Annotated in this window: 20 protein-coding genes; 8 read left to right on the top strand and 12 right to left on the bottom strand. The window is 40.6% G+C overall.

Annotated features, from left to right (window positions below; all coding sequences use genetic code 11):
- Positions 1 to 8: 8 nt before the first annotated feature.
- From ABD930_RS19330 to ABD930_RS19295, 8 genes are all read right to left on the bottom strand, one after another.
- Positions 9 to 1,094, bottom strand: coding sequence for a DUF4861 family protein (locus tag ABD930_RS19330; protein ID WP_345234391.1), 1,086 nt, complete (start codon positions 1,092 to 1,094; stop codon positions 9 to 11).
- A gap of 103 nt (positions 1,095 to 1,197) precedes the next feature.
- Positions 1,198 to 2,040 (bottom strand): 5-dehydro-4-deoxy-D-glucuronate isomerase, encoded by an 843-nt coding sequence (gene kduI, locus ABD930_RS19325; protein WP_345234388.1) that lies wholly within the window; start codon positions 2,038 to 2,040, stop codon positions 1,198 to 1,200.
- Between the two features lie 404 nt (positions 2,041 to 2,444).
- A complete protein-coding gene (locus ABD930_RS19320) occupies positions 2,445 to 3,647 on the bottom strand; it encodes a glycoside hydrolase family 88 protein (RefSeq protein ID WP_345234386.1) in 1,203 nt (400 codons plus the stop codon).
- Between the two features lie 378 nt (positions 3,648 to 4,025).
- Positions 4,026 to 4,286 carry a hypothetical protein gene (locus ABD930_RS19315; protein ID WP_345234384.1) on the bottom strand — a complete coding sequence of 87 codons (261 nt, stop codon included), beginning with the start codon at positions 4,284 to 4,286 and terminating at the stop codon, positions 4,026 to 4,028.
- 120 nt (positions 4,287 to 4,406) lie between these two features.
- Positions 4,407 to 4,658 carry a hypothetical protein gene (locus ABD930_RS19310; RefSeq protein ID WP_345234382.1) on the bottom strand — a complete coding sequence of 84 codons (252 nt, stop codon included), beginning with the start codon at positions 4,656 to 4,658 and terminating at the stop codon, positions 4,407 to 4,409.
- A 101-nt stretch (positions 4,659 to 4,759) separates the two neighbouring features.
- Entirely contained in the window at positions 4,760 to 5,791 is a 1,032-nt protein-coding gene (locus ABD930_RS19305; protein ID WP_345234380.1) for a LacI family DNA-binding transcriptional regulator, read from the bottom strand.
- 91 nt (positions 5,792 to 5,882) lie between these two features.
- Positions 5,883 to 6,239 (bottom strand): CoA-binding protein, encoded by a 357-nt coding sequence (locus tag ABD930_RS19300; RefSeq protein WP_345234378.1) that lies wholly within the window; start codon positions 6,237 to 6,239, stop codon positions 5,883 to 5,885.
- Positions 6,240 to 6,253: 14 nt separating this feature from the next.
- Positions 6,254 to 7,816, bottom strand: a complete 1,563-nt coding sequence (locus ABD930_RS19295) for an NAD(P)/FAD-dependent oxidoreductase (protein ID WP_345234376.1) — start codon at positions 7,814 to 7,816, stop codon at positions 6,254 to 6,256.
- A gap of 88 nt (positions 7,817 to 7,904) precedes the next feature.
- On the opposite strand from ABD930_RS19295, the gene ABD930_RS19290 reads away from it, so the two are divergent.
- The 5 genes from ABD930_RS19290 (at position 7,905) to ABD930_RS19270 (ending at position 11,325) form a co-directional block, all read left to right on the top strand.
- The gene (locus ABD930_RS19290) at positions 7,905 to 8,486 is read left to right on the top strand and encodes a LemA family protein (protein ID WP_425571146.1); all 582 of its coding nucleotides are present in this window, start codon (positions 7,905 to 7,907) and stop codon (positions 8,484 to 8,486) included.
- A 43-nt stretch (positions 8,487 to 8,529) separates the two neighbouring features.
- The gene (locus ABD930_RS19285) at positions 8,530 to 8,979 is read left to right on the top strand and encodes a TPM domain-containing protein (RefSeq protein ID WP_345234373.1); all 450 of its coding nucleotides are present in this window, start codon (positions 8,530 to 8,532) and stop codon (positions 8,977 to 8,979) included.
- A 52-nt stretch (positions 8,980 to 9,031) separates the two neighbouring features.
- Positions 9,032 to 9,826 (top strand): TPM domain-containing protein, encoded by a 795-nt coding sequence (locus ABD930_RS19280; protein ID WP_345234371.1) that lies wholly within the window; start codon positions 9,032 to 9,034, stop codon positions 9,824 to 9,826.
- A gap of 39 nt (positions 9,827 to 9,865) precedes the next feature.
- Complete coding sequence (locus tag ABD930_RS19275; protein WP_345234368.1) at positions 9,866 to 10,267, top strand: hypothetical protein; 402 nt, start codon at positions 9,866 to 9,868, stop codon at positions 10,265 to 10,267.
- A gap of 125 nt (positions 10,268 to 10,392) precedes the next feature.
- On the top strand, positions 10,393 to 11,325 hold the full coding sequence (locus ABD930_RS19270; RefSeq protein ID WP_345234366.1) for an alpha/beta hydrolase: 933 nt from the start codon (positions 10,393 to 10,395) through the stop codon (positions 11,323 to 11,325).
- 116 nt (positions 11,326 to 11,441) lie between these two features.
- On the opposite strand, the gene ABD930_RS19265 is transcribed toward ABD930_RS19270, so the two are convergent.
- Complete coding sequence (locus ABD930_RS19265; RefSeq protein WP_345234364.1) at positions 11,442 to 12,623, bottom strand: formimidoylglutamase; 1,182 nt, start codon at positions 12,621 to 12,623, stop codon at positions 11,442 to 11,444.
- Between the two features lie 103 nt (positions 12,624 to 12,726).
- Between ABD930_RS19265 and ABD930_RS19260 the strand changes: the two genes are divergently transcribed.
- Complete coding sequence (locus tag ABD930_RS19260; RefSeq protein ID WP_345234362.1) at positions 12,727 to 13,701, top strand: NAD-dependent epimerase/dehydratase family protein; 975 nt, start codon at positions 12,727 to 12,729, stop codon at positions 13,699 to 13,701.
- A gap of 129 nt (positions 13,702 to 13,830) precedes the next feature.
- Entirely contained in the window at positions 13,831 to 15,123 is a 1,293-nt protein-coding gene (locus tag ABD930_RS19255; protein WP_345234360.1) for an HAD-IB family phosphatase, read from the top strand.
- 442 nt (positions 15,124 to 15,565) lie between these two features.
- Here the strand turns inward: ABD930_RS19255 and ABD930_RS19250 are convergent, their stop codons facing one another.
- Positions 15,566 to 16,693, bottom strand: coding sequence for a redoxin domain-containing protein (locus ABD930_RS19250; RefSeq protein WP_345234358.1), 1,128 nt, complete (start codon positions 16,691 to 16,693; stop codon positions 15,566 to 15,568).
- Positions 16,694 to 16,844: 151 nt separating this feature from the next.
- Here ABD930_RS19250 and ABD930_RS19245 point away from each other — a divergent pair, with 151 nt between their 5' ends.
- Entirely contained in the window at positions 16,845 to 17,909 is a 1,065-nt protein-coding gene (locus ABD930_RS19245) for a branched-chain amino acid aminotransferase (protein ID WP_345234356.1), read from the top strand.
- Positions 17,910 to 17,935: 26 nt separating this feature from the next.
- Here the strand turns inward: ABD930_RS19245 and ABD930_RS19240 are convergent, their stop codons facing one another.
- Positions 17,936 to 19,723, bottom strand: coding sequence for a hypothetical protein (locus ABD930_RS19240; protein ID WP_345234354.1), 1,788 nt, complete (start codon positions 19,721 to 19,723; stop codon positions 17,936 to 17,938).
- Between the two features lie 65 nt (positions 19,724 to 19,788).
- Positions 19,789 to 21,447: a hypothetical protein gene (locus ABD930_RS19235; protein ID WP_345234352.1), complete on the bottom strand. Its 1,659-nt coding sequence runs from the start codon at positions 21,445 to 21,447 to the stop codon at positions 19,789 to 19,791.
- Positions 21,448 to 21,759 lie beyond the last annotated feature (312 nt).

Below are 21,759 nucleotides of genomic sequence, written 5' to 3'. Positions count from 1 at the left end.
TGCTTTGTTTACTTAATCGAAATTGCTAACGGATGTTCCTGTTTTTCTTGTTCATTACGGAGGTATTCTTCCCATTGCTTTGCGTTGGTGATCTTGCCAGCTTTATCCCAAGCCCCACCATTATAATAGATTACTGGCTTACCCGATGTAGCCGTGAAGTGCGCTAACAAATGTCCATTATTTTCCGTAATAGAGTCTATAGGCGATTCGCCTAACACCGCGATACCTAACGTTCCATCTGCACCATGGGCTGGTTCCCAATAAGCTGCCACCTTGGCATCCGTAAGCTTCATCGCTTGGCCTCCTTCTCCTTTGCGTAACACTATTCCGGCAACTACAGGCAAGCGATCTGCATCTGCTCCTTCCACCGTATAAACAGCAGTTACCCGATTTAATTGCGCCCCAGCGTCTAGCGAAATGGTTTTCGTTACAGACACTTTTTTACCATTTACTTCCCATGGCTCATATTTCAACCGGAACATGCTTCTTAGCGGACCATTTTCCAGCACGTCATATTCCCGATAGTGTTTAGAGAATATAATTTTTCCATCCGCATATGGTGCAATATCGCCAGCGCCCAGGGTCATGCCTACATCGTAAAAATCCATTCCTTCGCCATGATCTTTATGGTAGTCTCCTTTTTTATACCATTCGTTTACGACCAATTTGTCTGTCCGTTTTGCCCATATATCGGCCCCTTCTGCATTATCTGGTCTTCCCTCCAGTGCTTTCCCATACATTCGGAAAGCAATTTTATCATTTTCCCAAGCAAAATCATCAAAACGCTCCGGCACATAGCGCGCAAACGTCCTAGCCTCCATTGGTTTGGGCTTTCCAGGCTGAACCTGAAGGGTGATTGTACCATTAGCCGGAAGCTCTACCCACACTAAAACATTTTGCGTACTGTCGCCTTCCCCCTTTTCCAATTGGTAAGTATATTCTTTATTTTTTTCATCAATCAACCGAAAGGCTTCAGACCGATTATAAATCTGTTTAAAATCTGTATAGGGGATACTCAGTACTTCAGCCCGCTCCACAGCTAAAGGATTGGTAATCGTTAGTGTTTGTTTTTTTTCTGCCGTACATGACATCATGTGCCAAACAGTCAAGCACATAAACCCCAGTCGACACCATTTTTTTAAAACATACATTGCATTTTTATTTAATAATGTTTCTCGATTCACGCTACTTCATCGTTTATTTCAATTCCGTAATAGCACAAGCGTCCATATCCCCATAATCCATGTTTTCCCCAGCCATGCCCCAAATAAAGGTATAGTTAGCAGTAGCGGCACCCGCATGTATTGACCATGGTGGAGAAATGACCGCTTGCTCATTTTGCATCCAGATATGTCGGGTTTCTTGCGGTTGCCCCATAAAATGACAAACCGACTGCCCTTCGGGAACTTCAAAATAACAATAAACCTCCATCCGTCGATCATGCGTATGCGCCGGCATCGTATTCCATACACTCCCTGTTTTGAGTTCTGTCATTCCCATTTGTAATTGACAAGTTTCTACAACGCCAGCCACTAATAATTTATTAATAACGCGATGGTTTGCCGTTTCTAAACTTCCCAACTCGACCACCTCTGCTTCCGCTTTGGTAACTTTCTTCGTAGGATAGGTATGGTGGGCGGGTGCGGAATTTAAATAGAACTTGGCTGGGTTCTGCGGTTCATTACTCGCAAAGGTTACCTGTTCATTTCCTTTACCGACATATAAAGCCTCTTTGAATCCAAGTGCATATGCCTCTCCATTGACGGTTACCACACCGGGACCACCGATATTAATAATGCCCAATTCACGTCGCTCTAGAAAATAAGGAGCTTTAAGCGCATCGATAGTCGCTAAGGAGAGGGATTTACTTTTTGGCAATACTCCTCCAGCGATATACCGGTCGTAATGTGTATATACCAAGCTGATTTTATCGATCTCAAATAACCGTTCAATCAAAAAGTTTTTCCTTAAGGCCTCTGTATCCATCTGTTTCGTTTCATGTGGACTAGAAGCGTAACGGGTCTCATATGTTGTACTCATCTGTTTATGATTTGTTTAGTCATTGCTTGTTTATTTCTAAGACATTCATGCTGCCTTTGTACTTTTGTACTTTCCGCCACCTAGCGGATTAATCATGTCAGGTTCATATTAGGAGCCAGTTTAAAATGCAATTCATTCATTTTTTATACCTTTTCGAGGCGGCATCTCAGTTAAATTTAAACAAGCTCCAATAAATTTTTCTATATTCCCAATAGCGTTATACAAATGCTAATATACAGAAATAAAAAAACAAAAGCGCAATCGTTTACATTATTTCCTGACAATATATCAGCATGAAGACTTAGTCGTAAGTTTTAAGGCATAGGTTTAAGGTCTAGGGCCAAAGGCTTAAGATTTACCTTTTACCTTAAGCCTTCTACCTTTCTTCTAATAAAACGTACAACTCATTTATTTAAATACCAGTCTTGATAGCGTTTAAGTGCTTCCAAGAAATAATAATCCGCATAAATGATGGGTATATCAATTTCCGAATTTAACGGTAGAGCACCAGTACTATGTTTTAACAGAAATCCACCATTTTCGCCCGGTTTGGATCGGTAAGCATCGCTAGCTAAGGAACGGATCATTTGAGCCGCATTATCCACGTAAAATGATTGTTTGTCTTTTCCTACATATTGTCCAAGTTCTAGTAAAGCAGATGCTATCAAAGCGCCAGCCGATGCATCACGCATAGCATAAGGAATAAATGGCGCATCGAAGTCCCAATAAGGAATCTTATCTGCAGGAAGATCAGGGTGATTTAAAATAAAGTGCGCTATGCCTTCAGCCTGTTTGAGGTAACGTTTATCTTTCGTGTAGCGGTACATCATCGTATAACCATATAAACCCCACCCTTGTCCCCTGGCCCACGCCGAGGTATTAGCTGCTCCTTGCCATGTTGCTTTTCGGATAACAGCCCCAGTTTCCGGATTATAATCCACAACATGGTAAGAACTATAATCTGGCCTGAAATGATTTTTTAGCGTCGTATTGGCATGTGTTGTGGCTATCTTATTGAACTTTTCGTCTCCCCCGTTAGCACTTACCCAGTTCAACATCTCCAAGTTCATCATGTTATCGATAATTACCGGACATTCCCAATATTTCGATTTATTCCACGATTGAATGACACCTATATTCGGTCGAAAACGAGTTGACAGGGATGCTGCTGATTGGAATAATATATCTTTATAGGATTGCTCTTTGGTAATTCGATAAGCATTACCATAGCTACAGAGCATCATAAAACCGAGGTCATGATTTCCAGTAAATGTCTTATTGGGTTCAATAACGTTTAAAGTCCGCAAGGCTTCCTGATGGATAACCTCGTCTTTGGTCTGTTCATAAATTAACCATAGGGATCCGGGATAAAATCCGCTGCACCACCATTGGATATCACGACTATCGATTTTTCCCGTTTTTGGATCGGCACTTTGCGGCATTTTATCGGCTGGGATATGCTGTGCCAGCAATTTATATTGTGCTTCAGCAAATGCAAAATTTTCCTGAATAAGGGCGCTCATTTCTTGATTTTGCACCTGAGCCTTTGCTGTTGAAAAGGCCGTTATCAACATCAGGCACATCAGAAGGTAGTGGATTTTCTTCATAATCGGTCTTTTTTATTTATGATTTATGGGCCAAAATAAAAGAATTATTTGATATATGCAATCGATTACATTTATCTATTTAAAAGTACCTATGTGCTGGTTCTATACATAAATCGACAGCTTGAATAAAATTAAAAAATTAAGGGAACATTGCAATAATACTAGGAAGGTGTTTAGTAAACCATTCAGGTAATTTATGCTGCTCTATAGCAAACTCCAACTGTCGATTAACTGTTTTAAATAAAATCCTATGGTTAATTTCAGAGGTATCTACAATTGTCAAATCATCAATAAGTCTATGGTAAAGATTTAATTTTTCAAGGTTCCCATAAAAATTATTACACAATGTTTCCGGATCGACATAATGCCCACCTTCCATTACCCTTTCTGTAACTCTAAATTGGGATAACTCCGGATTATCCAAACCAAAGAAAAGGAGATGTATTGATATCCTGCCGCTTTAAAGGCCTTGGGCTTATCCCAAGTCCTGTCATTAGAAAAATGCCCTTCATAAACGTAATGATCATTATTAGCCAGCGCAGTGGAAGTTTGCTCTTCAAATAAATCTACTATGTAATCCAGAGCCTCACGACGTGCATACTTGGGAGATTTTATGAGTGCAGGATATAGCGCTTTCAATTTTTGGGTATAAAGCAAATCCCCATCGAAAACAGGGTAGTTTCTTCCTCGGGAGGTAATCAGGCCCTACTGTAGATTTTCCTGCTCCGTTTGAGCCTGTTATAATATATAAACTAGGCACTAAAACAAGTTAAACTCAATGCGGACGGCTTTCTCTTGCGTTTTAGTCAATTCACGAACGACAGTAAAAGAATTCAGGTCTTGAGATACCGTCACAACCTTAATGGAATGATCAGGGTATTCCAAGTAACTTTGATTTTTGGGCAATTTATCAGACCATATCAAAAATGGTCTTCCGTTATCAAGCTTTTGCTTCCTTAAACGTCTGACAACAGAACTACCTACTGTTTTTAATTCTTCAACGGTTCCCATTTTAGCATTATCACTTTACTCAAAACAAATTTAGCTAAATTTACTTTTTTTTACAAGTGTTCATTTTTGGTGTTAAGCTTCCGTCATTCAACTGCTTAAGACTACGTCGTCATACGTCTGATGAGGGTTACCGGTACAATTTCCTGGGCGTCGTATTCCTGCGCTTGTCGCTTATCTTTTAGAACCTGCAATAGTTTATGCGCTACACGGTGGGCCATTTCTGTAGGATGCTGATCGATCGTCGTTATTGCAGGAGATATGATCGAAGATCTTGGATCATTAGAATAACCCATGATTTTCAACTCTTGCGGAATTTTTATGCCTTGTTCGCGGGAAAATTGTACCGCTGCCACAGCTGTAGTATCATTAGAGGCAAAAATAGCATCTGGTTTCTCCTTGCCTGAAAAAAGCTGCCTTAAGCTATTCCATGCGTTTTCTGCTGTTAGCTCATGGTAGAAACACCAATCGGTATTCAAATGTAGACCGGCCTTTGCCAAGGCATGTGTAAAACCTTCGGTACGTTCTTTATAAATGCTACAGCTTAACGGACCGGAAATATAGGCAATCTTTTTACACTCCATTTCAATTAAATGATCACCGGCGATAAGGCCTCCGCGATAATCATCACCCTTTACGATATAAGCTGCATAGGATTTGGTAGGCACACGATCATAAAATAAGAGTGGCGTACCATGGTTGGTAAAGCCATCAAAGTGATGGTATTCTTCGGTATAAAGTGCCAAAGAGACAACCAAAGCATCTACCCGTGAGGAATATAGTGTGCTTGCCAGTTGTTGTTCCACGGCAACAGAATCATTAGATTGGCAAACAATTAAATTATAACCTTCTGGCTGCAACTTATTCTGCAGTGCTGTAATAAAAACGGAATGAAAATACATAGAAACACGAGGAACAATTAATCCGATAATATTAGACCGCCTATTTCGTAATGATGAAGCCATGCTGTTATGGCGATACCCCATCTCCTTGGCTTTTTCTTTTACTTTTTTCCGGGTAGCTTCGCTTATTCTCGGGTTATCGTTGAGCGCTCGCGATACGGTGGCTGCCGACACCCCCAAAGCTAAGGCAATATCTACAATACTTTTCTCTGCATTAGGTTTATTTTCTTTCATCCGTAGCTATATTTATGGTTTCTTCAATCAAACGGCTACATCTAAATCTACGATAAAGTTTTTATCAAAAAGACGAGACAGCGAGCACTATTTAATATTGTCCCGTACTTAGTAAGACCAACGTACAAGCAAAAACAGCCGCTATACCATTCTCTTCTGCCAAAGCTACCAGCTCGGGGTTCTCTGTACCGGGGTTAAAGATAATACGTTTAGGTTTAGTTTTTATTAGATAATCATAATATTGTTGCTGCAATTTCGGACCAACATACAGCGTAACGGTATCGATATCAGCTAGTGGTGCAGCAGCAGCTTGTATAGGTACTCCTGCTACTGTTCCTTTTTTTATACCGATATTCACAATTTCATGCCCAGCCGCCACTAAACAATGTGCCGCTAAATAAGCATACCTGGTTGGATTTGTGGTAGCTCCTAAAATTAGTGTTTTCATTAGTTGTTAAGACGTTAAATTGTTGAGTTGTTAAGTTGCGCACCGATTTGCAAGGCACAATTCATGCCGTCGATAGCAGCAGACACAATTCCTCCAGCATAACCGGCACCTTCTCCACAGGGATACAAACCTACCACTTGTGGATGCTGCATTGTTTCTTTATCCCGTGGAATCCGTATCGGCGAAGAAGTCCTTGACTCTACCCCTACCAAAACGGCTTCGTTGGTATAATACCCAGACATTTTCTTACCAAAAAGAGGCAAAGCCCCCTTTAACGCATCGTAGATGAAACCAGGCAATACTTCTCGTAGTTGTACCGATTTCAATCCTGGCTTATACGAATGAACAGGAAGGTCGACAGAAAGTTTGTCTTGCACAAAATCAATCATTCGCTGCGCGGGAGCAACCGCTTTACCGCCACCAAACACATATGCTTTTTGCTCAACAGCTCGTTGAAAAGCTAAAAGTGCGAAAGGATCGCTCGTTGCATGCGGTAAGTCGGTTAAATTAACTTGTACCACTGTGCCTGAATTAGCATAAGGATTATTTCTGCGGGAAGGTGACCACCCATTAACCACGACCTCACCATCGCCGGTTGCACATGGTGCAATAATTCCGCCTGGGCACATACAGAAAGAAAACACTCCCCTATCATTTACTTGTTCTACCAAACTGTAATAGGCGGGCGGCAAGCATTCACTTCGTACAGCACAATGGTATTGTGCACGATCGATCACCCACTGCGGGTGCTCTATCCGCACGCCCAAAGCAAAGGGTTTAGCTTCCAACAGCCAATTCTTCGCTTTAAACAAGTAAAAAATGTCACGTGCGGAATGACCAGTAGCCAAAATGACATGATGTGCCAGAAGCTCTTTTCCAGACGCTAAAAGCACCCCTTGAACACCTTTGGCTGTAGCAAGTATATCGACTATTTTTGCCTGAAAATGTACCTCTCCACCACTATTTATAATTTTTTCACGGATGGCTTCAATAATATGCGGCAGTTTATTTGTACCAATATGCGGTCTGGCGTCGATTAAAATATCTGTTGTAGCGCCGTGTTGAACCAAAAGCTGCAATACCTTCTGCACATCGCCACGTTTATTAGAGCGGGTATATAATTTACCGTCGGAATACGTACCTGCACCGCCTTCGCCAAAACAATAATTTGATTCAGGATTGACCTCTCCCTCTTTATTCAGGATGGCTAAATCCCTTCTGCGGTCTTTTACTTGCTTACCACGTTCGAGCACAATGGGTTTTAACCCCAGCTCTAAGCACTGAAGGGCAGCGAAGAGTCCGGCCGGACCCGCACCGACAATAATGACAGATTGCGATCCTGAAAGGGGTGGGTAGCCTATATTAGATTCAATTGGCGCAGGCATTTCATCAACAAATACCTGTATACGCAACCGGTAAACCACCTGACGCCCGCGAGCATCGATAGACCGTTTGATGACCTTGATGGATTGAATCCGTCCGTTAGATAGATGAAGTTGTTTGGCTGCCGTTAGCCGTATGAAGTTTTCATCAGAAATTTTTTCCGGAATTACGGCTATTTCAATTTCTTTTTGCATATTGTATGCTTGGTTGCTATCCAAGATGTAACAAAGGTATAAAAATTGCTATCAAAGTATAAAATGAACAAAACGTTAAAAAAAGAATATGATTAAACGATTTATTTTTGGATTAGTTGGCTTAATAGCCACCTTATCACTTAGTTCATGCGGTTACAACAGTATGGTAAAGCTGGACGAGAATGTACAGTCTAAATGGGCAGAAGTAGAAAATGCCTATCAACGCAGAGCGGATCTTATCCCAAATTTAGTTAACACGGTAAAAGGAGCTGCTAACTTTGAACAACAAACATTGACCAGTGTTGTAGAGGCACGTGCAAAAGCCACTTCTATCAATATTGATCCATCGAACCTAACACCTGAAGCAATTAAGAAATTCGAAGATGCGCAGAGTGCCTTGACAGGTTCGTTAAGTCGACTAATGGCCGTTGCCGAAAATTATCCTGAATTGAAGGCTACAGAAAATTTTCAGGGATTACAGGCACAGCTTGAAGGAACGGAAAACCGTATCGCCGTGGCAAGAAGAGGGTTTAATGAAGCAACACAGCAATACAATTCCACCATACGCTCTTTTCCTAACAACCTCATGGCAGGCATATTTGGCTTCAAAGCCAAAGGGTATTTTACCTCTCAAGCTGGAGCAGACAAAGCTCCTGAAGTGAAATTTTAGGACCAAGACGTAGAAAAAGTAGAAAACAAACCCGGGTTCAACCATGGATATCTTTAACAGTGAAGAACAAGAACAGTTGGCACATGCAATTGGATTGGCCGAAGCACGTACTTCAGGAGAAATACGTGTTTGCGTTGAAAGGCGTTGTAAACAAGATGTACTTATTCGCGCACAAGAATGCTTCTTTCATTTAGGCATGCATCAAACAGCGCTTCGCAACGGTGTACTACTTTATCTTTCAACGGATGATCATCAATTTGCTATTATTGGCGATCAGGGAATTGACAGTAAAGTAGCCAACGACTTTTGGGACCTTACGAAAGAAAAAATGCTTAGCCACTTTAAATCAGGCGATCTATTAAAGGGACTAATTACGGGGATAGCCTGCGCTGGTGAGCAGTTACAGCACTTATTTCCCCGAGCGCATGATGATGTAAATGAGTTACCTAATGACATTGTTTTTATAGATCGCCATCATACGTTAAATTCATAAACCATCCGTATTTACTAGTTGCATGTTGAATAGGATAAACTCCATCTAGCTGATGGAATACAAATATTTACAGATGAAAGTTTCCTTATTTTTGTTTCTTTCTTTATTTTGCCTCTCCCCAGCAGTTATTCACGCTCAGGATTTCCCACCGGCTTCCAAAACCTTGGTCACTGATTTTACGGGCACGTTAAGCGAAGCACAAAAACAACAACTGGAAGATAAATTGGTAGCGTTTGACGACACATCTTCTACCCAAATTGCGGTAGTCATGATGCGTTCTGTTGGCGACTATGATATTGCTGATTACGGCGTACGACTGGCTCAACAATGGGGCATTGGCAATAAAGGGAAGAACAATGGTATTCTCCTACTTATTGCTAAGGAAGACCGTAAAGTAACGATACAAACTGGATATGGTGTAGAAGGCGCAGTACCCGATGCTGTAGCCTTTCAGATTATACGCAATATTATCACTCCTGCCTTTAGACAGGAAGACTATTACGTAGGAATTAATCGTGCTACCGATGCCTTGATAGCCTATACTAAAGGTGAATTTAAAGCTGAACCTCGAAAAGGGAAGGGAGATGGTGGAGGCATGGGACTAATCGTAATGGTGATTATTATAGCAATTATTGTTGGTTTACTTTCTAAAGGCGGAGGAAATGGAGGTGGAAAAGTCATCGGCGGACGCGGAAGTTCTGATCTATTTTGGCTATCGCTATTGGGCAGCAGCTTAGGCCGTGGTGGTAATCGAGGAGGCGGATTTGGAGGTGGTAGCAGTGGTGGTGGATTTGGAGGATTCGGTGGCGGTAGCTTTGGTGGTGGCGGAGCCAGTGGAAGCTGGTAGGCCCGCAACTGACAACTGGCAACTCATAACTCGAATGAAATGTTAAAAAGAGATTCATTAACGGCACAGATGCAGCAACTCAGCCATACCTTGGCTAAGGTGAAACGACTTATCTTAGAAGACCAAGAACCCAAAGCATTGGAAGAGTTGTTATATACCTTGGCACATTATTATGGAACAGCGCCTCAGGAGATCCTTACTATTCCAATGGATCAGTTTACGGATCGCTTACGTCAACAAGAATATAAGGCAGAAGAACTTAATATGTTAGCCGCTTTTCTAGATGAGCTTGCAGGTTTACATGATGATTGGGACACACAAAAAAATTTATGGGCGAAGGTAATCCAGATTTACGACCTATTGGAAAAAGAATACCATGTACTTTCTTTTGAGCATGTAGCGAGACGGAATTTATTGGCCAATGCGGTGTTAAACGATTAAAAGAACAACTATTGAAAATTTACATAAATGTCATATCAGGTGAAGCGTATACGGTCGAGATGACGTGTTTAAGTCCCTTGGGTAATCACCCGATAGTCATTTAAAGAAAATATCCTAATTAACATATGACACCAAAATTTTTTTCAACGATTGTACTCGTTATGACGACATTAGTTCTTGCTGCACAGCAGCCATCAACGTCCTTTGAACCGATATACCCTGAAGGAAAAATACCCAATGTCAAATCCAGTAAGATAAACGTCAAGGAAGTCAGTAAGGTTGGCGAAGATGGCATAGAACGCGTATCAGGCGTCAGTATTCCGGCTATGCGTTACTATCCGCCTAATCCAGATAAATTTACCGGTTCTGCCCTAGTTATTTGCCCAGGAGGTGGTTATGCGATTTTGGCAATGAGCCATGAAGGGGACGATGTGGCCAAACAATTTGCTGAACAGGGAATAGCTGCCTTTGTTTTGAAATACCGTTTACCCAACGAATTAATTATGGAAGACAAAAGTATCGGCCCTTTGCAAGATGCACAACAAGCGCTGAAATTGGTAAGAGAACACGCGTCAACCTATGGAATTCAACCCAACAAGATTGGCATCATTGGTTTTTCTGCAGGTGGGCACTTAGCTTCCTCTGCAGGAGTTCATTATCAAGATATTAAGATCGAAAATTCAGCTCATACAAGCCTGAGACCCGATTTTATGCTGCTACTTTATCCAGTTATCAGTATGGACACTGCTATTACACATATGGGCTCTCGTGAAAACCTGCTTGGTAAGCATCCGGCAGATGCATTGGTTAACTATTTTTCCAATGAAAAACAGGTTACCCAAGACACCCCTCCTACACTACTCGTCCAGGCGGAGGACGATACAACCGTACCCTTAGCCAATAGCCAGCGATTTTATGACGCTTTACAGAAAAACAACATTCCATCTAAGCTGATTACCTATCCACACGGAGGGCACGGTTTTGGCCTTAACAACAAAACAACCGATGATAAATGGTTTGACCATGCTATAGAATGGTTACATGAGCAAGGGTATTAAATTAGTTAGTAGTTATTGGTTATTTGTTATTAGCCTTTTGTATTAAATTGGTTCGTAGTTATTGGTAAATATCAAACGGACAACCAGTAACGAATAACGGATAACGACCAACCATATCAGGACAATTTCTGAAAAGTCCTCCACCATAAATCAGGCATTTCTCCCTCTACAGCTAACAAATAGTCTTCATAACGACAAGGCACCAAGTGAAAGCGTTCGTTGGCCGATTTGGTGTTGGGATAAGGTACTTGCATCCACCAGCGATCGGTTTTTTTGCTTTTTACAAACATCAGCTCATAACTATCATCATTTAAGGATGCCCTATACGTGATATAAGCAGATTTAGGTTGTAAAGGAAAATCTTTTTTACGGTTATAATACCCATCAATGAAATACCAAACCATCTGAGCCAATAAGATCGCCGTTTGACCTTGTTGATCATAGGCGGGATTCAATTCATAAAACCCAATAGAAGTTAATTTATCGCTCATTCCGGCATAACGGCAGAGTTGACAGGCCTCTTCGGCATAAAATCCGTTGGGTGTGGCATTAGCGTTAGCGCAGGCATCCGAAGAACGGATAGCACCAATATCAAAACTCAATAAATCAGCGTTCCTGATTACGGGTTCTGCCTGATCCGTTTTACCAGAAAATAAGCCCAACCGATACGAATCAAAATAGAGCTTATCCATGACTTTCAAGCTTTCCTGACTTACATAGTAAGTCTGGTAACCAATGTGGCTGTAATTGAATAGGAAGTTTGGTTGATGCAGCAAAATCCGTGTTAAATACGTTTGAGAAGTTGCAACGCGGTCGTCTATTACGGCTTCGTCCAAATCAAAATGTGAATCAATAACAACCAAATCTACCTTTTGCTCTAATTTTTCATAACCTTGAAATTGGGCATAGGTCAAATCTTGTCCTCCACCAATGATGATCGGCACTATATTATTCCGCAACAACTCATCAACGGTCGTTTTCAGCGCAGCATACGTATCAGTAACCTGTGCTCCTGCCTTAATATTACCAAAATCGACAATCTTAGGTGTATATTCACCCCGATGTAAGTGATAAAGCTTCTCCCGAACATAATTGGGAGCAAGCGCACAGCCTTCGTTATTTAATGCATTTCGATCTTCCATGACGCCGATGATCGCCAAATCGACCGATTCCCGTTCATAATCTGGAAATTCATCGATGTAAGCGACGATATGCGTACCCAATTGGCTGGTTAGAAAACCATTGGGAGGGGTAAACTCCTCTACGGCTATTGGCGAAAAAAAATCAACTAATGACATGCAATTAATTTGTATGGATGCTATTTTACTTAAGATTGTGCAAATATCCATTTATTAACTTACTTTTGAAAGTATTTATGATCACTCTAGACGAAATAAAACTGTGATATTAGTTACTGGCGGAACAGGTTTTTTGGGTTCTATGCTTATCAGACAATTACTTGATGGAGGGTATGCTGTCCGAGCCACCAAACGTCATTCTTCCCTTATTCCTCCAGATTTAGTTAACCATCACCAAATTCAGTGGATCAACGCAGACATTAATAATTATTTCGAATTGGAAGATGCCTTCGAAGATGTACATGAGGTGTATCATTGTGCTGCCATGATTTCTTTTGAACCTTCGAAAAAAAAAACCATGATTCAAGTAAATAGAGAAGGGACAGCTCATGTGGTTAATTTATGTATCAAACATCAAGCAAGATTATTGCATGTCAGTTCGGTAGCGGCGATTGGAGAACCTAAACCAGGGCATACAACAGCCACCGAACAGGACATATGGGAATTTGATGGTACACAGCATGGCTATGCTATTTCTAAATACGAATCAGAAATGGAAGTATGGCGTGGGACCGTAGAAGGACTAGACGCCGTAATCATTAACCCATCGTTGATTATAGGCCGCCAAGCTGGATCAGAAAATACAGGTGCCATTTTCAAGTTATTAAAAAATGGGCTACATTACTATACAACAGGCAGTGTCGGGTTGGTAGATGTAGAAGATGTCGCACGAGTGGCCATTATCTTAATGAATAGCAAAGATATACACAGTGAACGTTTCATCGTTAGCAACCAGAACATAAGCTATCAGCGACTTTTTCAAATTTGCGCTGCCCATCTTGGCAGGCCCGCTCCTAACAAAAGGGCTACCCGAGCAATGTTGGGTATTGCATGGCGGACAGCCAAAATACTGGCTTGGTTTTCGGGAAAAAAACCAGGCTTAACACGAGATACTGCTCATGCAGCCTTAAAAAAACAAGCGTACACCAACAATAAACTAAAAGAGAAGGTCGGCTATGCGTTTAAACCGATTGAACTTACATTGAAGGAAATTTGTGAAAAGCTTAAAGCCATGTAGTTGCAAGTTACCAGTTGCGAGTTGCGCGCCCGTGGTAAGCTATATAGGCGCTCATAACTCGTAACGCACAACGCACAACTTTAGAAAGGTCTTGATACTTGACACTAACAACGAATAACGAACAAAAATATGAAGCATTATTACATCATTGATTTCGACAGTACTTTTACACAGGTTGAAGCACTTGATGAGTTAGCTAGGATTTCACTCGAACATCACCCAGAGCAGGATTTGATTTACCACGAAATTGAACGATTGACCAATGCGGCTATGGAAGGGAATATTTCCTTTCGAGAAAGCTTAGCTGGTCGTGTAAAACTTCTCCAAGCGAACAAAATACATTTAGAAAAACTAATCGCCCATCTAAAAAGAAAGGTTTCTTCCTCATTTTCCAGAAATCGGGATTTTTTTCGGGAGCATAGCGATGAAGTATTGATCGTATCAGGAGGTTTCAAAGAATTTATCACCCCCGTTGTTACGCCTTATGGCATTAAAACTGAAAATATTTATGCCAACACTTTCGTTTTTGATAACGGGGGCAATATTATTGGTTATGATGAAAACAATCCCCTTTCCGATGAAGGAGGCAAAGTAAAACTCCTTCAAACCATGAATCTTGACGGTACCATATATGGTATAGGGGATGGTTATTCAGACTTTCAACTCAAAGAGTCCGGCCTTATTGAAAAATTCTATGCCTTTACAGAAAATATTGAACGAAAAGCTGTATCGGAAAAGGCAGATCATATTACACCCAGTTTAGATGAATTCCTATATGTCAACCATTTACCTCGTGCAATCTCTTATCCTAAAAATAGGATCCTATGCTTAATTTTAGGGGATGTTCCGGAAATTGCGCTGCATATCCTGCGTAGAGATGGATTTTCCATCCGCCATAAAGAGATTTTTGAAGAAAAATATGTTAAGGATGTAGGCATGCTGTTACTGGCTAATGGCACCAGCATTCGTGACGAACAATTGGCACGGGCCGAAAAGTTAAAGACGATTGGTTATTTAGGCAATAGTAAAGGAATGATCAATCGTGAACTGTGCAATGAGATGGGGGTCGTCATCTTCGACGACAAAAAGAATAAAAAAAGGAACGGAGAATTCATTCCCAAAAGAATGGCTGATTTTATTAATAAAGGCGATACGGCAATGAGTCGTAATTTCCCGAATATGCAGCTGCCGAGAAAACATCAGGCTCATCGCCTAATCCATATTCACCAAAATGTGCCAGGTATCATGGCACAAATTAACCATGTTTTTGCCCAGCATCACATTAATATTGTTGCCCAATTCTTGATGACCAAGGGAAACATTGGTTATGTGATTACCGACATCAGTAAGGGATATGATGATAAATTATTGAAAGAACTTCGGTTGATTGCAACTACAATTAAACTGCGTATTTTGTATTAGTTAGGGTGATGGCGTATGCCATGAGCTAAATATTAAAGGAACCTTTCTTTATCTATTTTTTTAATTTCGTTCTACTTTTTTCGCAAAAAGTAGAAAAAACCGAGGAGTTTACGACGAGTTCATGAACACCTTTTAAAATGAACATTTGTGGAATAAACTCTCGCTGTAGATAATTGCTACAAAGCAAGTGCCTCCACCTGCAAACCGCAAACTCTAAGGCGGATTTAAGGAGAACGAAGTGCTCTGCCAAGCACGCAGAAAAGATAACACGAATGGTTTAAAGTACCAACCTTAGAAAAAGCCGCCTCCAAAATTTACAAGGTGTAGTTGGAGGCAGTGTCTTTCCTTTAAATTTTGAAGCGGGAGCTTTTTTCTTTACTTTTTTCCTGCGAAAAAAAGTAAAGAAAATCGTTCTTTTAATATATGAATAGCACTAAGCTAATTACGGTAACAACTCCTGCAATTTATTTTGCAAATCTTCTCCACGAAGGTTTTTAGCAATGATTTTCCCTTGCGGATCTATTAAAAAATTAGCGGGAATCCCTCTTACTCCATACAATTTGGCTGCAGCATTGTTCCAAAACTGAAGATCCGAAACATGATTCCAAGTCAGCCCATCATCCTTAATGGCTTGTAACCAAGCTTCTTTTCCTTCTGGGCGATCCAACGAAACGCCTAATATGGTAAAGTTTTTGTCTTTGAATTTATTGAAGGCCGCAACTACATTAGGATTTTCTTGCCGACAGGGCCCACACCAACTGGCCCAAAAATCAATCAGGACATATTTCCCTCTTAAGGAAGATAGGGCAAGAGGTTTTCCGGTCGTATCATTCATGGTAAAATCTGGTGCTTCTACCCCAACGCTAGTTCCTTTTGCAACCGCCAACAACTCGCCATAAGCTGCGCCAATTTTACTGGTTTGCACTTCTTTGGAAAGCCCACTATATAATGCTTGCGCTTCCTCATAATTTCTATTGGGATCCACACTGGAGCGCAATGTATACATGCTGACTAGTGAATTAGGATTTTCCTTGATAAATTTTGCTACAATGCCCTCTTGTTTGTCTTGTAACGCTTCATAACGTTGTTGAAAATCTTTCTGAAAGGCTTCAGTGGATCGTTGCTCATCTGATGCGCCATAATACATCGCCATCACGGCAGCCGATTCATCTTTAATCGCATTCATCGCTGTATTTAACGCGGCCTGATCTTTATTTAAGGGTGTGCCACCCAAGATTCCGTTATGCAAAGAATCTGCAGACTGTACCGTGATTTCCCCTTTCTCTAAGAAAATAGGCAACATATCAGGATCTTCCAATTGCATGACTGGTTCACCTTTATGCGCAATAACCACAACAGCATTGGTTGGATCTTCAACGGAGCCACTGAAGGTAAACGAGCCGTTGATTATCTTAGTGGAGTCCAATTGATTACCACCTTCTTGCCGGTACGATAAATAAGCAGTAGCGGGTGCACTTAAATTTCCTACTTTTCCTTTTACGGTATACGCCTGCTGTGCATTTGCCAAAAAAGGCAGTGCTAATAAGGCGCTAAAAATAATATTCTTCATACGCTTTTAATCTTAAGCCAAAGATAACATTTAAATCAAGCTTAGCGAAAATGCCACTTTATTTCACCAACATGTTACCAATAGTTGACTTCTTTTCCATTTTTTTCCTAACTTGCATTCCCTACAACAAGGGATTTAATTTTTTTTCACAGTGGCACACGCGTATAACATTGAAGTAGAGTTAACAAAGAACTCCAATTTAGAGAAGGTTGATTTTAACAACCTAAAGTTCGGACAGATTTTATCTGACCACATGTTGGTGGCAGATTATGATGATGGTGAATGGAAATCGGTCAAAATAGTCCCTTACACCAACCTCAGCCTCAGTCCGGCCACCTCAGCCTTGCATTATGGACAGGCCATTTTTGAGGGTATTAAGGCCTACAAATTTGCAGACGGCCGTGTCAGCATCTTCAGGCCAGATAAAAATTTTGAACGTTTTAATAAATCTGCCGTCCGCTTAGAGATGCCCGAACTTCCAGAGGAAATTTTTATGGGTGGTTTAAAGAAGCTTATTGCTACCGATAGCGCTTTTGTCCCACCGGTAGACGGTGCTTCTCTATACATCAGACCTTTTATGTTTGGGACAGAACCTGCTTTAGGCGTTCATCCATCCAAATCGTATAAATTCATCATTATTACCGGGCCTGTCGGTGCTTACTATAATAAGCCCCTTCGCGTAAAGGTAGAGACATTCTATACGCGAGCAGCAGCTGGGGGCGTAGGTTTTTCAAAAAATGCAGGTAATTACGCTTTATCTTTATATCCAACCCGATTAGCACAAGATGAAGGCTTTGACCAGTTGATCTGGACAGATGCGAAAGAACATCGCTATATAGAAGAAGCAGGTACTGCCAATTTAGTCTTTATGTTAGGAGATACTTTGGTAACACCTGGTTCGGAGACCGTTTTACAAGGCGTTACCCGACATAGTATTATGGATATTGCTAAAAGCTGGGGAATCAAGACAGAAACTAGGGATGTAAGCGTACAGGAACTCCTAGAAGGCATTGAACAAGGCAACGTAACTGAAGCTTTTGCTGCCGGTACCGCAGCCACATTAACCCCTATTTCAGAAATTGGTTATGCAGGCAAGCTGTACAAATTACCGGCACCCGAGACCCGTGAGTTTTCCAATAAAGTATTGGATTATCTCAATGAATTGCGTTACGGCAGGATTGAAGACCCCTTTGGTTGGAATTTTATAGTTACCTAAAGCAGAAAACCTAAAGCAGAAAACCGCTAATTTTGGCTTTCTGCTTTAGGTTCTTTTTTATCCTTCTTCTTAAATATTCCCTTAAAGAAACCTTTCACCTTTCCCACTGTTTTATCAGCTTCTTCTGCGGTATTCATAAGCTTTGCTTCCCGTTCTTTGTCGATGCCAACGCTCGCTTTTACCCCTTCGAACAAGCTTTTCCAAAGGAAATTGAAAAATGAAGCCGTTAATGGCCGACGATAATTTATCGGGCCAGGATGAAAACGCTCATTAGCATCAGGATTACTATCATTAATAAGAAACTTATTGGTCAATAGAGAAACCATTGGATTTTTCGCCTTTGCACCATTTTTATCTTTGAGGATAACCTGAACGGCTAAATGTTTATAGTAAAACTGAACATGGCCGGTGGCTTTATATTCGTCCGCTTTAACGCGGAAGGCCAATCTGCTAAAATAACCGGAGCTTACCTGTATCATTGCTAAGGGTTTGGTAAGCGGATTTAATGCTTTTGCGTTCATTCCAGTTAATGTGCCAGAATACGTAAATCCACCTAATTTATCTAGCATATCAAAGCTAAAATGGATGTGCAATTTACCGTTATTCATAAATTTTGACTGCAAATCCGCAGTTAGAAATTGATTGTTCATTAAAGCCAACGAGTCATTGGTTAGATTATAAAAAGTCCCTTTCGTATCATGAAAAGAGACGATACCCGTCTGTCCGGTTTTCCCATTATGCTCCGTGTACGTCACTAATAAATTATGGAGTAAAAGCGTATCAATTTTTAGCGGAAACGCTAGCTTTCGGAGTTGTTGATGCGGATATTTCCCTATTTTCTTTTCCGTAATACTTGGATACGCTTTGTTATTATAGATTTCGACTTTTGATTGTCCTAAGGTAACATTGCCAGCATACAATTTTTGTTGTCTAAGCAATTTGAATAAATCAATACGATGAATACCAATGGTATCAAAACTAAGTTCGAAGCGATCTTTAGCGATTTTGGTCTGCTTATAAAAATCAATCTTATTATATCGAGGTGTCATCTTTAGTCCTTCTAACACCAGACTCCTATCCGCTGATGTAAAATGAATTCCCTTCAGATCAATATAATATAAGCTGTCTCCAGTTGCAATACGATAATCGTTCATTTGAAGATCCACCGCCTTTGCATTATAAAAACGTAGACTGTCATATTGCGAAGCCGAATCTACCCTTAAATTGGTAACGTTAATATTGACATTCTTCAAACGTGTCGTTTTTTCAAGCTGTTCGTTGCGATTGCTATAGGTTACATTAACGTTTTCGAAGGCGATGTGGTCAACCGTTAGTTCATTCAAGACCTTATCTATTTTCTGATAAAGCGTTTTTTTGTCTTTTGTAGCAATTGTGTCGTTATAGGGTTGATTTTCATTGATGACTTGAATATCCGGATTTTGAATGGTAATTTGATCGATATTGAGTTTACGCTGTGTATAAATGTTCTTAGGATGGAAATTCTTGATTTCCAATCGAGATACTGTAACCGCATATAAATTATCAGGCGCCTTCTGCTGCTGTTTTAGGCGATGATATACCGCGGTGTCAGGAATTAATTTAAAATGATTCAGATAGGCGTGCCCCGTCACCAAATTGAAATCCATATCATCGTACTCGACACGATAGAGACTGTCGCTAGAACTCAGTACCAGCTCATGTAATTTCTCATTTAACAAGGGGCGCCAATGGTTTCCTAGATACCAAACACCCACGGAGAGCACCAAAAGAAGCGTTACAAAAACGCCGATTATCCATTTCCAAAAGGGTTTCATAAATATTACATCAACAATTCGTTTTATTAGGTTATGCTCAGGCTATTTATCCATATTAATTACCATTATTTTGGCAAGCCTAAATTAACTTTTAATCCTGAATAAACCGCTTTCCATAATAAATTAAAAAATGTGCCATCTTGCGCATGTGGATAATAATGTTGTGCTAAACGAGGTGGTTCACCAGCTTTTGGAGGATTATCGTTTTTTATGGCTAACCAATTAATAAAAAGGGACAAAAAGCCTTTCTTCTGCAGCTTGCCACTTTTGGCATCCAACAAAGCCATTTTAAAATCATTATAACGCATATCTGTTTTCACCGATGCGCCAAACCTATTGGCCTGTACATCAAAACGGATGGCATGGATATAACCGCTTTCGGCGCGAGCGAGCGTCAACGGTTCTAATACCTGATTAAAAAGACTTGCAGGGGCTCCCGTTAAAGAGCCCTTATAATGAAATGCTCCGGTCGTATCTTGCATATCGAAGCGGAGATCCAAGGTGAGTTTCGGTTGCCCTAAAAAATAAGTTGAAAAACGGCAATCGATCCAAGCTTTCTTTTTAAGTTGAATAGGATCGTTAGTAACATTGGATAATTGTCCATTCAGCTGCTTAAAAAATACGATTCCTGCTTTACCAGATTTAGGGTTCCGTTCTTTATAATAGATATCACCATTTATGAGTTGAATCTGTTTTATTGTTAATGGAAGCTTCAAACGTTGAAATGCCAGTGATGGAAAATTATTTGTAGCTACCGTCTTATGCTCAGGCATTCCTTTATCTGCATAAATATGAAGTAATGGTGCCTTAATGGCTAGTTGATCGACGATTAGTCTACCTTCCTGCTCAAACTCCTTAAAACGCATGCCTTTCACCTCAATTTTGGGAAAAGTCATTTGGTATCGATCACGTTTATAGGATAATACCTTAGACCATTGCGCCTCCGTATATTTCGGTACTATATGCAAGGAATCTACCTGGATTATTTTAGATGCAGTAGATGTATTCAATTGTGCCATTCGAAATTGATACAGTTCATCGTCCGAAATATAGGTTATATTTTTCCCATACAACTGTATGTTTTTAGCCATCCAGCAATAATTGGTATCAGCTTTAGTTGCTGGGTCAAGCCACAAATCGTTTATAGCAACATTTAGATGGTTTAACCATCCACCGTTGCCTGCACGTTTATCCCAATCCACCGCTCTATAACGAAGGTCATGTATGTTGATATGGTTAATCTTACTGCCGCTCCATTCTTGTAATAATTGCCGCAATCCCTTCTCTTTGACCTGTTTGGCTTTTTTAACAGGCATCTTCCATTGTACCAAAACAGGCTTTTCTACGTTTAAATCAGTCAACTTAATTTTTTTTGACACCAGAAAGCGGAGCACTTTAAAACCCTTAAGTTCTAGCTGTTCTATATGTACCGTAAATAGTCGTTCCGGTTTATCACGCATTTGCCGATAAGCTATCGTATCCGGAATCAAATGTACCTGATGTACCGTTATCTGTCCGGCTAAAACACTAACCTGCATATCATTAAATTGGAGTGCATACAATCCCTTACTTTTGTCTTTAACCGATGCTTTTAGTAAATCTGGCAGTTTGTGCTGTAAGATAAAACCCGCAATGACTGCTAATAGGATTAAGCTCACCATAATAGCCCCCGTCCAAACCAAAGGTCTTTTCCACTTGTGATGCTTCCCGGTCGTTTTCTCCATAGGTTGATCGTATATTTTTGTCGTAGTAAAATAACACGACTAGCTAATTTAATTAACTTCTTTTAGATTAAACATCAACTGACTACAATTGTTCTACTTTAAGGCAGGTTTATTATCGCCAATAATGCTTACCTTGCAGTCCTGCTTATAATATAACACCTTCGGGCAAACACCGCATACAATCGCTGTTCTACATCGTACCATCCTCCTATTTTCTTCGTGCCCTCTTTGCAGTGAGTCCGGGGTGAGTCCGTGTTCCCTCCGGAGTGAGTCCAGGTTTTTATGGTAAAAACCTGGACTCATCCCGGATGA

The organism is Olivibacter ginsenosidimutans, from assembly GCF_039542865.1.
GTDB classification, from domain to species: domain Bacteria; phylum Bacteroidota; class Bacteroidia; order Sphingobacteriales; family Sphingobacteriaceae; genus Olivibacter; species Olivibacter ginsenosidimutans.
The sequence above is the reverse complement of the archived record's forward strand: the minus strand, read 5'-3'. Positions and strand labels throughout refer to the sequence as shown.